Origin of the sequence: Microvenator marinus (genome assembly GCF_007993755.1) — a bacterium.
Classification (GTDB): Bacteria; Myxococcota_A; Bradymonadia; order Bradymonadales; family Bradymonadaceae; genus Allomicrovenator; species Allomicrovenator marinus.
The window spans coordinates 4,538,765-4,551,007 of the sequence record NZ_CP042467.1 but is presented as its reverse complement, the minus strand read 5'-3'; the positions used below and the strand labels follow the sequence as shown (position 1 = coordinate 4,551,007).

Annotated in this window: 12 protein-coding genes and 4 tRNA genes; 2 read left to right on the top strand and 14 right to left on the bottom strand. The window is 54.4% G+C overall.

All coding sequences use genetic code 11. The features are described from left to right. Nucleotides 1–8 precede the first annotated feature (8 nt). On the bottom strand, nt 9–1,538 hold the full coding sequence (locus tag FRD01_RS18760) for an RCC1 domain-containing protein (RefSeq protein WP_146962469.1): 1,530 nt from the start codon (nt 1,536–1,538) through the stop codon (nt 9–11). Between the two features lie 49 nt (nt 1,539–1,587). Further along, nucleotides 1,588–3,174 carry a phosphoenolpyruvate carboxykinase (ATP) gene (gene pckA / locus FRD01_RS18755; protein WP_146962468.1) on the bottom strand — a complete coding sequence of 529 codons (1,587 nt, stop codon included), beginning with the start codon at nt 3,172–3,174 and terminating at the stop codon, nt 1,588–1,590. A 111-nt stretch (nt 3,175–3,285) separates the two neighbouring features. Here pckA and FRD01_RS18750 point away from each other — a divergent pair, with 111 nt between their 5' ends. Beyond that, nucleotides 3,286–5,013, top strand: coding sequence for an aminotransferase class V-fold PLP-dependent enzyme (locus FRD01_RS18750; protein WP_146962466.1), 1,728 nt, complete (start codon nt 3,286–3,288; stop codon nt 5,011–5,013). Between the two features lie 5 nt (nt 5,014–5,018). On the opposite strand, the gene FRD01_RS18745 is transcribed toward FRD01_RS18750, so the two are convergent. Then, nucleotides 5,019–5,942 carry a hypothetical protein gene (locus tag FRD01_RS18745; protein WP_146962464.1) on the bottom strand — a complete coding sequence of 308 codons (924 nt, stop codon included), beginning with the start codon at nt 5,940–5,942 and terminating at the stop codon, nt 5,019–5,021. Nucleotides 5,943–6,179: 237 nt separating this feature from the next. Between FRD01_RS18745 and FRD01_RS18740 the strand changes: the two genes are divergently transcribed. Beyond that, complete coding sequence (locus FRD01_RS18740; protein ID WP_146962462.1) at nt 6,180–6,773, top strand: YqaA family protein; 594 nt, start codon at nt 6,180–6,182, stop codon at nt 6,771–6,773. Nucleotides 6,774–6,861: 88 nt separating this feature from the next. Here the strand turns inward: FRD01_RS18740 and rplL are convergent, their stop codons facing one another. The 11 genes from rplL to FRD01_RS18685 all read right to left on the bottom strand — a co-directional run bounded on the left by rplL (nt 6,862) and on the right by FRD01_RS18685 (nt 12,224). After that, nucleotides 6,862–7,245: a 50S ribosomal protein L7/L12 gene (gene rplL / locus FRD01_RS18735; RefSeq protein ID WP_146962460.1), complete on the bottom strand. Its 384-nt coding sequence runs from the start codon at nt 7,243–7,245 to the stop codon at nt 6,862–6,864. Nucleotides 7,246–7,309: 64 nt separating this feature from the next. Beyond that, nucleotides 7,310–7,831, bottom strand: a complete 522-nt coding sequence (gene rplJ, locus FRD01_RS18730; protein ID WP_249755739.1) for a 50S ribosomal protein L10 — start codon at nt 7,829–7,831, stop codon at nt 7,310–7,312. 238 nt (nt 7,832–8,069) lie between these two features. Next, entirely contained in the window at nt 8,070–8,771 is a 702-nt protein-coding gene (rplA, locus tag FRD01_RS18725) for a 50S ribosomal protein L1 (protein WP_146962457.1), read from the bottom strand. A gap of 5 nt (nt 8,772–8,776) precedes the next feature. Continuing rightward, nucleotides 8,777–9,202 (bottom strand): 50S ribosomal protein L11, encoded by a 426-nt coding sequence (rplK, locus tag FRD01_RS18720; protein WP_146962455.1) that lies wholly within the window; start codon nt 9,200–9,202, stop codon nt 8,777–8,779. A 159-nt stretch (nt 9,203–9,361) separates the two neighbouring features. After that, on the bottom strand, nt 9,362–9,949 hold the full coding sequence (gene nusG, locus FRD01_RS18715; protein WP_146962453.1) for a transcription termination/antitermination protein NusG: 588 nt from the start codon (nt 9,947–9,949) through the stop codon (nt 9,362–9,364). Between the two features lie 11 nt (nt 9,950–9,960). Further along, nucleotides 9,961–10,347, bottom strand: a complete 387-nt coding sequence (gene secE / locus FRD01_RS18710) for a preprotein translocase subunit SecE (protein WP_146962452.1) — start codon at nt 10,345–10,347, stop codon at nt 9,961–9,963. Between the two features lie 63 nt (nt 10,348–10,410). After that, a tRNA-Trp gene (locus tag FRD01_RS18705) sits at nt 10,411–10,484 on the bottom strand. 79 nt (nt 10,485–10,563) lie between these two features. Beyond that, nucleotides 10,564–11,760, bottom strand: a complete 1,197-nt coding sequence (gene tuf, locus FRD01_RS18700; RefSeq protein WP_146962450.1) for an elongation factor Tu — start codon at nt 11,758–11,760, stop codon at nt 10,564–10,566. A gap of 152 nt (nt 11,761–11,912) precedes the next feature. Continuing rightward, nucleotides 11,913–11,984 (bottom strand) — tRNA-Thr (locus FRD01_RS18695). A 34-nt stretch (nt 11,985–12,018) separates the two neighbouring features. Continuing rightward, nucleotides 12,019–12,090 (bottom strand) — tRNA-Gly (locus tag FRD01_RS18690). Nucleotides 12,091–12,142: 52 nt separating this feature from the next. Then, nucleotides 12,143–12,224: transfer RNA gene (locus tag FRD01_RS18685), tRNA-Tyr, on the bottom strand. Nucleotides 12,225–12,243 lie beyond the last annotated feature (19 nt).

The window sequence follows — 12,243 nt, the reverse complement described above, 5'->3', positions numbered from 1 at the left end:
AACCTTCTTCAAAAAATCTGTACAGGACTCAGCTTTCGTGTCGTCGTTCCGTCGCCAATTTGCCCAAAGTCGCTGCGGCCCCAGCAATAGAGTTGGCCATTCGTTCGAGTCGCACACGTATGATACGCACCACCTGAAACGCTCGAAATCCCGGATAGCCCGCCCACCAGGACCGGTGACGAACTTCGCGTGGTGGTCCCGTTGCCGAGCTGTCCGTCGCTGTTCTCACCCCAACAGCGCAACGCTCCGTTCTCCATTACCGCGCAGGTGTGCGAAGCCCCAGCACTCACCTTTAGGACATTTACCAGGCTCAACTTGACCGGTGTTCGCTGCGCAGAAGTTAGTGTTCCGTCGCCGATTTGCCCCTGAGCACCGCGTCCCCAGCAATAAAGTTCATCAGCCTGAGAGACCGCACATGAATGATAGTTCCCAAGTCCAATACTCTTCATGTCTTGGAGCGCCGAGACGCCCACTGGAAAGCGAGAAAGACCATTGGTGCCACTGAGCTGTCCGTCTTCGTTCCAACCCCAGCACCACACGCTTCCGTCGATTTTTAGCGCGCACGTATGCGCCGTACCCGTGGCGATCTGCGCGACATCGGTCAGACCCTGAACTTGCGCTGGGGTCGTTCTAAACTGGTCCGAGGAACCGATACCTAGCTGCCCCTGTGCGTTCGTACCCCAGCAACGAACGGTGCGATCCGGCATGAGTGCACAGGCAAATCCACCACCAACACTGATGCTTAGGGTCTGGCCGAGGCCGCTGACCAAAGTCGGCTGGTTTCGCGGACTCTGAGTCCCATCACCGATTTGCCCAAAATCATTGGGCCCCCAACACCGAACCGAGGTCGCCGTCCTCAAACATGAATTCTGAGCGCGGGTCGATATCTCCAGCACGCCAGTCGTGGCGAGCTGAGTAGGTGTGGGCTCGCTCGCAGGCGCGCTTGACCCGAGCCCAAGCTCTTGGGCGGCATTACTCCCCCAGCACAAAGCTCGTTGATTGGAGTTCCACGCGCAGGTGTGTGAAAAGCCTGCGACTGCGCCCCAAATCCCTCCACTAATGCAGGAACCCGAGTTGCAATATCCCGTGCAAGGCGCACAGTTCACCAACTGCCCATCAAAAACGAGCTCTCCACAACTCATGCCGGCCGCCTGGCACACATTATCACAAGAGTTTTGGACGCAGGCTTCGGACACGCCACACGTTCCACAATCTGCCGAAGCGCCACTGTACTGAGCTACTCCGCACTCGGCAGCTGTGACCTGACAGATGTCCACGCACACATTGTTTTCACATACCGACCGTGCACCACACTCAGGTATACACCCTGAGGCATCTGGCGCAGCGTCTTCAGGCATATCATGTGAGGCGTCCATCTCGGCGTCGGGAGCCAAATCGGGGACGTTCATATCCTGCGCCATATCGAGATCGGGCGCGGCGTCCGCCGGCATGTCCTGACCAAAATCAGGCGTACCAGGCATATCCTGAGTGAAGTCCGGCCCCGACATGTCAGGTGTGACGAGAGGATCCTCGCCCACGGCGCACGCTTGAAAAGCGACACTCAGCGCTACGAGTGTGAGGCAAGTTTTAGTAGTTCGGCGCCGCGGCCAAAATTTCTGCACTCGCAAAACCTTCGTATTGGTGGAAATTGCTCTTGAAGAGATCCACTAGCTTCTTAGCCGTCTTATCGTAGGCTTCTTTATCTGCCCAGGTCATCCGAGGCGTAAGAAGTTCAGTTTTGACCCGTGGAACTTCCTTCGGAACGTGAACGCCAAAGAACGGGTCAACCGTAGTCCCGATATCGTTGAGGGCGCCGCTATGGATGGCGTCGATGATGGCGCGGGTGCTCGGCAAATCGATACGCTTGCCAACGCCATAAGGGCCGCCGGTCCATCCGGTATTAACCAACCACGCCTTCGCGCCATGCTTGCGCATTTTCTCGGCGAGCATCTCCGCGTACTTTGTGGGAGGCCAAACAAGGAAAGCCGCACCAAAGCAGGCCGAGAAGGTAGCCTGAGGCTCCGTCACACCCATCTCGGTACCGGCGACCTTTGCCGTATAGCCGCTGATGAAGTGATACATCGCCTGCTCCGGAGAGAGCCTGCTCACCGGAGGAAGCACACCGAATGCATCTGCCGTAAGGAAGATGATATTCTTCGGGTGTCCGCCCACACACGGAATCTTTGCGTTCGAAATATGCTCGATTGGATACGACGTACGGGTATTCTGAGTGATCGACGAATCGTGATAATCCACGGCACGCGTGGAAGGCTCTACGACTACGTTCTCAAGGACCGCACCAAATCGAATCGCTCGATAGATGTCTGGCTCCTTCTCCTCGCTCAGGTCGATGGTCTTTGCGTAACATCCACCTTCGATATTGAAGACACCGCCATCTGTCCAACAATGCTCATCATCTCCGATGAGCTTGCGCTTTGGATCGGCGCTCAGCGTGGTCTTTCCCGTTCCGGACAGGCCGAAGAAAATCGCCACGTCATCAGGGGTATCGCCTTCGTTCGCCGAGCAGTGCATGCTCAACACGCCCTTTTTGGGCATGAGATAATTCATGAGGGTGAAAATCCCCTTCTTCATCTCGCCTGCATATTCGGTCCCAAGAATGACCATTTCACCACGCTCGAAGTTCATCGAGATCGAGGTCGAGCTGGTCATCCCTTCGGTATAAGGATTGGCCGGGAACACGCCTGCATTGAATATGACGAAATCGGGCTCGCCAAAGTTTTCAAGCTGCTCGGCGGTAGGCCGGATCAACATATTGTGCATGAAGAGCGCATGGTAGGCGCGCGTCGCGATGATTCGGACCTTGATCTGGTGATCAGGATCCCATCCTGCAAAGCCGTCAAAGACATAAACCCGCTCACGCAGGTCAATGTAGTCGAGCGCTCGCTGACGATTGAGCATGAAGACGTGCTCTTCGAGGGCGACGTTGATCTTGCCCCACCAGACATCTTTCTCGCTATCCGCATTCTTGACGACCCGTTTGTCGTTTGGACTTCGGCCCGTCTTCTCGCCTGAAAGCGCGACGAGTGCGCCGGTGTCGGATATTACGGTTCCAGCTTCGAACTTGACTGCTTCTTCGTAGAGAACCGCGGGCGGAGCGTTGCGAAGAATCTTCTTGTTACGAAACCCATACTTTTCGAGCAATGATTGTGGCATGATCTTGTCCTCGTGGTAGCCAACTCTCAGACATCACGTGTCGGGGGACACTAGCGTTTAGTCTGAGGTCCGGTCAAGGTCTCAGACCTATCAAATTCAGCAGGTTGATTTATGCGTCTCATCGAAACAGTACGTGAATCCATTATCGGCGACGAGCGCGTCATAGACGGCCCGTACGGCCCAAGAAGAGTCACTTATGCAGACTACACGGCCTCGGGAAGGTCGCTTTCGTTCATCGAAGACTTCATCCGCGACGAGGTGATGCCGCTCTATGCAAACACGCATACCGAGACGTCAGGAACTGGCTTTCAGACAACGCGCTTGCGAGAGGAAGCTCGGCAAATCATCGCCAAAGCCACGGGCTGCAGCGAGGATGATTGTGTGATCTTTTGTGGTTCAGGGGCTACCGCCGCCATCAACAAGATGATCGATATCTTGAACCTAAGAATTCCGCGAGACCTCGACCAAAAGTACAACTTCACCCAACAGATTCCTGTAGAAGACCGGCCGGTTGTCTTCATCGGCCCTTACGAGCACCACTCAAACGAGTTGCCCTGGCGGGAATCCATCGCCGAAGTAGTTGTGATTCACGAAGATGCCGATGGCCATGTAGACCTCGTGCATCTTGAAGAAGAACTTAAGAAACACGGCGAGCGCCCGCTCAAGATCGGTTCTTTTTCGGCGGCATCAAACGTCACAGGAATCGGCTCGAACACGCGCGCGATCACCGCGCTCCTACACTCCTACGGCGCTCTTTCCTTCTGGGATTTTGCCGCGGCCGCGCCCTACGTTCAGATCGAAATGAACATGCAGGACGACTCCGAGAACGGGCATCTTATCTACAAAGATGCGATCTTCATCTCTCCGCACAAATTCATCGGAGGCCCTGGTACACCGGGACTGCTGATCGTCAAGAAGCAGCTCCTACACAATAAGATACCGTCAGCTCCTGGAGGCGGGACCGTGGCGTACGTCAACTCGAGCGACCATCGCTACCTCGACGACCCAATCCACCGAGAAGAAGGCGGTACACCCGCCATCATCGAGTCCATCCGAGCGGGCCTTGTCTTCCAACTCAAAGAGGCCGTGGGAGCCCAGGAAATCCGAGAGCGAGAGGGCCGTTTCATTCATCGAGCGATTGAGCGCTGGACCCAACATCCGCGGCTCCATATCCTCGGAAACCTCAAAGCGTGGAGACTCTCCATCGTCAGCTTCATGATCCGACATGATGATCGCTATCTGCATCATAACTTTGTGGTCGCGCTCTTGAACGACCTCTTCGGAATTCAGGCGCGTGGCGGTTGCTCTTGCGCTGGTCCCTATGGCCACCGACTCCTCGGCATCGATCTGACCCGCTCCAAGGAGTTTGAGCGCGAAATCGTGCGTGGCTGTGAGGGAGTCAAGCCGGGATGGGTACGGGTGAACTTCAATTACTTCATCTCCGAGGAGACGTTCGATTATATCATCCAAGCCGTAGAGATGGTGGCAGAACACGGCTGGCGACTGCTTCCAGACTACCGATTCTGCCCGGTTAGTGGCCTCTTTAAACACCGTGCCGGGCGCCCAAACCCTGCGCTCTCCATGAAAGATATCACCTACACCAAGGGTAAGCTCGAATACCGAAGTCGGCACTTTACTGAGCCTGAATCTGCTTTGGTCTCATACCTTGAGGAAGCTGAGCGCATCTTCAAAAATGCCGCTCAAGCACATCAAGGGATTCGAATGGAGCCACCTCAGCTCTCGCCGGACTTTGAGCATCTGCGCTGGTTTCCGCTTCCGCACGAGGTCCTCACGGCGCTGGACAACACCGACCAGGAAGCAAACCCCTTCCATGATTGAGTGGATCAACGGTTTCTGAGCGCGTCTTCCAATGACTCTGAAAGCATGGTCGGAGCCGAAGAGAGATGAGGCATCACTGCCCATTCAACAAGCAAGGACGCGATAGGCAGAACAAATGTTTCGCCGGGCGCCTTGACCTGAAGTGACGGAGGTGCGGGAAAGTTCCCGACCTTTGCGGGGGTCGCCCAACCAACTTCCCAGCCCTTCGAATTCTGAATCACGACGCCAATGAAATCACAAATCGCGAGGAAGACTCCGGAAGGAACCCATCTGAGGCCGTTTGAACGGTGATCCAAAAGCAAGAGCCCAATGGTCTTGAGTCCCTCAAACGTGGGCTCGATCTCGACACCAAAATGATAGCGAATCTGCTCCGCCATGGTCTTGCTGGGCTGGCCGGGTTGAAGTCCCCATTTATTCTCAGCAAATTGCTCCGTGAGACTAAGGTCGAGAACCTCCATGATCTGCTTGAGCTCCGCGGCCGGCGTGAGCACTGGAGCAGACCACACCGACGCCGGCTTTCCAGGTATCTGCCAGCCCGCACTCGTTGCCTCCTCGGCCAGGATCAACATTCGGCCAACATACTCTTCGGCCGAAAATGGCACGGGTGCGAAGGTCAAATGCGCTAGCGCCTTAGACACGTCGCGATTTGGGACCTCAAAAAGTGCGAGCCGTGCATTTGTGAAGTTTCGTCTCGGTGCTTCGACATCGCACGCAGCCACCATTTGAGTGACCTTCAACAACTTTCGGAACTCGCCAAGCACCTGTTCAGCGCTCGGCTGCTTCCAAATCGCATAGAGCCACTCATAGCCCCCCTCAAGTTCGACTTGTAGGACGGACGGGTGAACTATCGGTCCTTGCTCCATCCCAGAAATAGGTCCTACGCCCGCGAGCTCGGGCAAGAGGTCGTCGAGGGGGCGATCATGTGACATTGAAACGGTCCATCGTTAGAAAAGGCGCGCCTCAAGGGCCGCTTTCTTCAGGATAGCGGAGCTTTAGGTCTCGTGCCACCCGAATCCAGAGATCTCCGAGATTCGATTTTTTCCGATATTCGTTGCGTTGAATCAGTAGACACGTTAGCAAAATGTCCGCGCGCTTTTCTCTCCCAGAGCGAAAGAAATCCGACCGTTCAAACGTTCTCTCCAAGTGATCACGCAGTGTCAGATCCCATGCAAGAAGAAGTTGAGAATACCGAAGCGGTGGACGCGTCGCTAAAGCCCCTCATTGTGCGCGGCTTGGTGGTGACAGCCCTAATTCTAGCCGCTGTCTGGCTGGTCGGAAGATTTCTGGCCGAGCCGGCAAAACAGTTGGCCCAACTCATCGTTGATGAATTGGGCTTGCTTGGAATCTTTGGAGCGGTCTTGGCAGCCGATGCTTTCACCATTCCGGTCCCCCCCGACACCTATATCTTGGCCGCTGTCGCGAGCGGCTCCCAGGTCATCGAGATCGTGACCATTGTTGGGATTGCCTCTGTTGTCGCGGGCATCGTTGCGTACTTCGTAGGGCCGCTCTTCGAAAAACTGCCCATTCTTCGAAAGAAGATCGATAAGGTACGCCCACAGGGTGAAGCCCTTTTTTCCAAGTACGGGACCTGGACCGTGGTGCTCGCTGCGCTGACTCCACTGCCCTTCTCGGTGACCTGTTGGATTGCGGGTATCTACCGAATGCCGTTCAGACCCTTTGTATTGGCCGTGCTTTGGCGTATCCCCAGATTCTGGGTCTACTACTGGATGTTCCTCTACGGATGGACTGGCGGGGCTTAGGCGGCGCCAAGACACAACGCGGACACAAGAAATAAGAAAGGCCTCGCGGTGAGCGAGGCCTTTCTTATGTGTAACGACAAGATGTCGATTACTTGAGGTCTGCAGTTCCGCCAGCAGCTTCGATAGCAGCTTTGAGCTTGTCTGCTTCGTCCTTCGAGACGCCTTCCTTAACGGTAGCAGGTGCGCTCTCAACAAGGTCCTTAGCTTCTTTGAGTCCAAGACCAGTTGCTTCACGGATCGCTTTGATCACTGGAATCTTGTTGTCGCCGAATCCGGTGAGGACGACGTCAAACTCGGTCTTTTCTTCAGCAGCGGCAGCAGCACCACCAGCGGCGCCAGCCATCATCACAGGAGCTGCAGCAGCTGCAGACACGCCCCACTTCTCCTCGAGGTCCGAGATGAGGGTGGTGAGCTCGATGACGCTCATGTTGCTAAGGTAATCAACGACTTGGTCTTTAGTAATATCGGACATGATCTTCTCCTTTGCGGTCTCCTTGGAGACCTTTCATAAATAAACGTTCTCTTTCTTAACTTTCTTAGGCAGCCAGGCTGTCTTTGCGAGCAGCCAGAACTCGTACGAATCCGGATGGGGCTTCGTTGATGGTTCTGACGAACTTTGCAGGAACAGCTTGGAAGACTCCGAGCAACTTGGAGCGGAGCTCGTCTTTCGAGAGCATCTCCGAGAGTTGCAACACTCCCTTCTCGTCGAGAAGGCCTTCACCTGGAAGAAATCCACCTTTGATCACGAACTTGTCGTTCTCTGAAGCGAACTTCTTGACGATCTTTGCAGGCGTCGGCGAGTCGCCGTGCCCAAATGCAAGCGCCGTCGATCCCTTGAGCAACGGTCCAAGAGCCTCAAACTCAGTGCCTTCCACAGCGATCCGAACAAGCGTGTTCTTGACCACCATGTATTCTACACCTTGCTTGCGGAACTCGGACCGAAGTGCGTTCACGGTGTTCACTGGCATTCCCACATGGGATGCAGCTACCACCGAAGACGCCGTCAAGAGCGAGTCGCGCAATGCCTGCACTACATCTGCTTTTTCGGTTTTGTTCACACATACCTCCACGGGTCAAAGACGACCCAAACAAAAAATCCTCACTGTCATCAAATTAGACGGTGAGGATTACAACGGATGTGTTCAGTCGCTTTTGCGACACGAGCTACGCTCTATGTTGAACACGTCTCCGCTGGAAATTAAGAGAGTTTAACTCTCACCGGCTTCTTTGACGTTGGTAAGCGTTAACTTACCGGCTGGGCCTTAGACCAGACCCAAGATCCAAAGTCAAGAGACTTTAGAAATAATTCGATGCGAACGTGGTGTCGAGCTTGATGCCCGGACCCATGGTCGACGAAAGAGCGATGGTCTTGAAGTAAGGAGCCTTCGCGCTTGCTGGCTTAAGTCGAGCCAAAACCTCTGCAACAGCGTTGAGGTTCTCAGCGAGCTTGTCCTCACCAAAGCTTACACGACCCACTGGGATGTGGATGATACCGGCTTTGTCGACGCGGAAGTCGAGACGACCCGCCTTGAGTTCCTTGATGATCTTGGCAACTTCGAAGGTCACCGTTCCGGTCTTCGGGTTCGGCATCAAACCACGAGGTCCAAGAAGACGACCGATACGACCGACAGCTCCCATCATGTCTGGGGTAGCGACGGCGACGTCGAAATCGAACCAGCCGTCCTGGATCTTTTGAACCAGGTCGTCAGCTCCAACAAAGTCAGCACCAGCTTCCTTTGCCTCGGTCTCTTTCTCGCCCTTTGCGAAAACAAGAACACGTGTGTCCTTTCCGCGGCCGTGTGGAAGAACCACCGAACCACGAACCATTTCGTCAGCGTGACGTGGGTTAACGTTGAGGTTGAAAGCGGCATCTACAGATTCGTCGAATTTGACGCTCGACATCTCTTTGACCAATTTGACCGCGTCTTCGACGCTGTACTTGGTCATGGAGTCACGACGCTTAGCAGCGTTTACAAAATTCTTTCCGTGCTTAGGCATGATGTTTACTCCGTGATATCGACGCCCATGGAGCGTGCGGTACCCATGACGGTAAGCGCAGCAGCTTCAAGGCTGTCACAGTTAAGGTCTGGGAGCTTGATCGTCGCGATCTTGTTGACTTGCTCCATGGTAAGGCTTCCGATCTTGTTTCGGTTCGGCACACCCGAGCCACTCTTAACGCCGAGTTCTCTCAAGATGAGATACGACGCTGGAGGGGTCTTGGTTACGAACGAGAACGAGCGGTCACCGTAGACCGTGATCACCACTGGAATCTTAACGCCCATCTGATCGCTCGTCTGAGCGTTGAAGGCTTTACAGAATTCCATGATGTTCACACCATGCTGACCAAGTGCAGGTCCGACTGGAGGCGATGGGTTCGCCTGTCCGCCGGGCACTTGGAGCTTAATTTGCCCAACTACCTTTTTTGCCATTTTCTTCTCCTGGTTAATCCGTCGTATTGACGGGGTTGCAGTAAACGCCGTGCGAGCACCATGGCGGGTGACTCTCACAGCTCCTGCCGACCACCACATGGTGGCCAATAAAAAAGCGCCGTCCTCTTACAAGGCGGCGCTAAAAAACGCAAGTGATTCTTATTCGTTAACGGTAGAAACTTGAGTGAAGTCGAATTCCACCGAGGTTGGTCGACCGAAGATCTCCACGAAGACCTTGAGACGCCCTTTCTCGTCATCCACTTCCTCGACGGTTCCGGTGAAGTCTTTGAAGTTACCTTCAGAAATTCGAACCTTATCGCCTTGAGAGAAGGAGATACGTGGCTTGGAGCTCAACGAGCCTTCCTCGATACGCTCACTGATCTTCTTGACTTCAGCTTCAGGGACCGGCGTGGGTTGACGCTGGGTACCGCCGATGAATCCAACCACTTTTGGCGTGTTCTTAACGAGGTGCCAGGTGTGATCTGTGAGATCCATCTTTATGAAGATATAGCCGTTATAGTGCTTCTTCTTGATCTCGCGGCGCTTGCCGTTTCGCATCTCGACCACAGTTTCGGTCGGGATGTAGATCTCTTCAACCATATCAGCCATTCCGCTCGTGCGAATCCGCTCTTCGAGTAGAAGCTTAGCCTTATTCTCGTACCCAGAGTACGTCTGGACGATGTACCACTTTTTGGTGCTCGTCTCAGCGCTCTCTTCACTTCCTGCAATTTCCGTTTCGTCCACCATAATTCAGTCCTTTATCCGTGCAAGAGCAGGAGGTCCGTTAAGTACGAGAAAACACGGTCGATACCGGCCAGATAAAGGCTGACAATGATCGTGAACACGATCACCACCATGGTCGAGCGCTTGGTCTCGTCCATGGTTGGCCATGTCACTTTATGCAGTTCGATAACGACTTCACTGACATGAGCACGATAATCTTCGCGACGATAGGCCCATACAGTAAGAGCAACGCCCAATCCTACACCGATGAGGGTGGTCAAAGTGATCGTGTTTCCAACGATAGAAACATCTTTGAGCACTTCGACGCTTTCCCAAATCTGCGCCACCAACTTATTGAAGGTAATCACCGCCAACACGAGGCAGGTGGCGTAGAAGAGATTGACGTATCTAGAGACTTCCATGTTCGGCACTCCGTGTTCACCCGCGTGCGGGTGAAGACATGGCCACTTTCGTGACTCAAGAAACAGGGGCAGAGGGGATCGAACCCCCGACCGCCGGATTTGGAATCCGGTGCTCTACCTAGCTGAGCTATACCCCTACAGTGTATCGACAGAAACGCAGGGAGAGTCGAATCTCTTCCCTGCGCCAGTCGAAAGACACTGAAAACGTATCACCGATTACTCGGTGATGGTAGCCACAGCACCCGCACCAACGGTACGTCCACCTTCGCGAATCGCGAAGCGAAGACCTTTCTCCATGGCGATTGGAGTGATGAGCTGAGCTTGAACGGTGACGTTGTCGCCAGGCATAACCATTTCGGTGCCCTCTGGAAGCGAAACGATACCGGTCACGTCTGTCGTACGGAAGTAGAACTGAGGACGGTAGCCCGTGAAGAACGGGGTATGACGTCCACCTTCTTCTTTCGAAAGAACGTAGATTTCAGCTTCGAACTTGGTGTGAGGCTTGACGGTTCCTGGCTTAACAAGAACCTGACCACGCTCCACATCTTCCTTCTTGATACCGCGAAGGAGGCAGCCAACGTTGTCGCCAGCTTCACCGCTGTCGAGAAGCTTACGGAACATTTCAACACCGGTCACAGTGGTTTTCTCGGCTTTCGCTCCGAAACCAACGATTTCGACCTCATCACCAACCTTGACGATACCGCGCTCGATACGTCCGGTGACCACGGTACCACGACCGGAGATCGAGAAGACGTCCTCGATAGGCATAAGGAATGGCTTGTCGATTTCACGCTCTGGCTGAGGGATGTAGTTATCCACTTCTGCCATAAGCTTCATGATCGCAGGCTTACCGTATGGGGTGTCTTGTCCTTCAAGAGCCTGAAGAGCCGAACCGATCACGATCGGAAGATCGTCACCAGGGAACTCGTAGTTGGAGAGGAGCTCGCGCACCTCAAGCTCAACGAGTTCGAGAAGCTCAGCGTCGTCAACCACGTCGGCTTTGTTGAGGAACACAACGATCGCTGGAACACCAACCTGACGCGCGAGAAGGATGTGCTCGCGAGTTTGTGGCATTGGGCCATCAGCAGCCGAAACAACGAGGATAGCGCCGTCCATCTGAGCGGCACCGGTGATCATGTTCTTGACGTAGTCAGCGTGGCCTGGGCAGTCCACGTGTGCGTAGTGACGGTTAGCCGTCTCGTATTCAACGTGTGCCGTCGAGATGGTGATACCACGCTCTCTCTCTTCAGGAGCTTTGTCGATCTCGTCGTACGCAATCGTAGCGCCTTTGCCCATAGCTTCTGCGAGGACTTTCGTGATCGCAGCGGTGAGAGTAGTCTTACCGTGGTCAACGTGGCCGATTGTGCCAATGTTAACGTGTGGTTTGTTACGTTCGAACTTTTGCTTTGCCATCGTCCAACTCCTTCTACGCCCCGACTCGCGGGGATGGATCTCTTAAGTTTGCTTGCTTCTCAAATGCCTGTGACCCTGCGCCACAAAAACATAGAGCGACTCGGGGAGCCGCTATACTGAGCCATGTTCAGCATGTCAAGAGCTGAACAGCAAGCCCTTGACCGGGATTGAACCGGTGACCCCTTCCTTACCATGGAAGTGCTCTACCACTGAGCTACAAGGGCAACCGACCGACAAGCGGTCGATTTTGAATCGGAGAGCGGGAGACGGGGGTCGAACCCGCGACCCTCAGCTTGGAAGGCTGATGCTCTACCACTGAGCTACTCCCGCATATAGCCGATTCGTTATGTATCTCAAGAGCAGCTCGCGCTGCAATTGAGAATGGTGGGGGAAGGATTCGAACCTTCGAAGGCTGAGCCGCCAGATTTACAGTCTGGTCCCTTTGACCGCTCGGGTACCCCACCCCTGATCGAAGCACGAAAA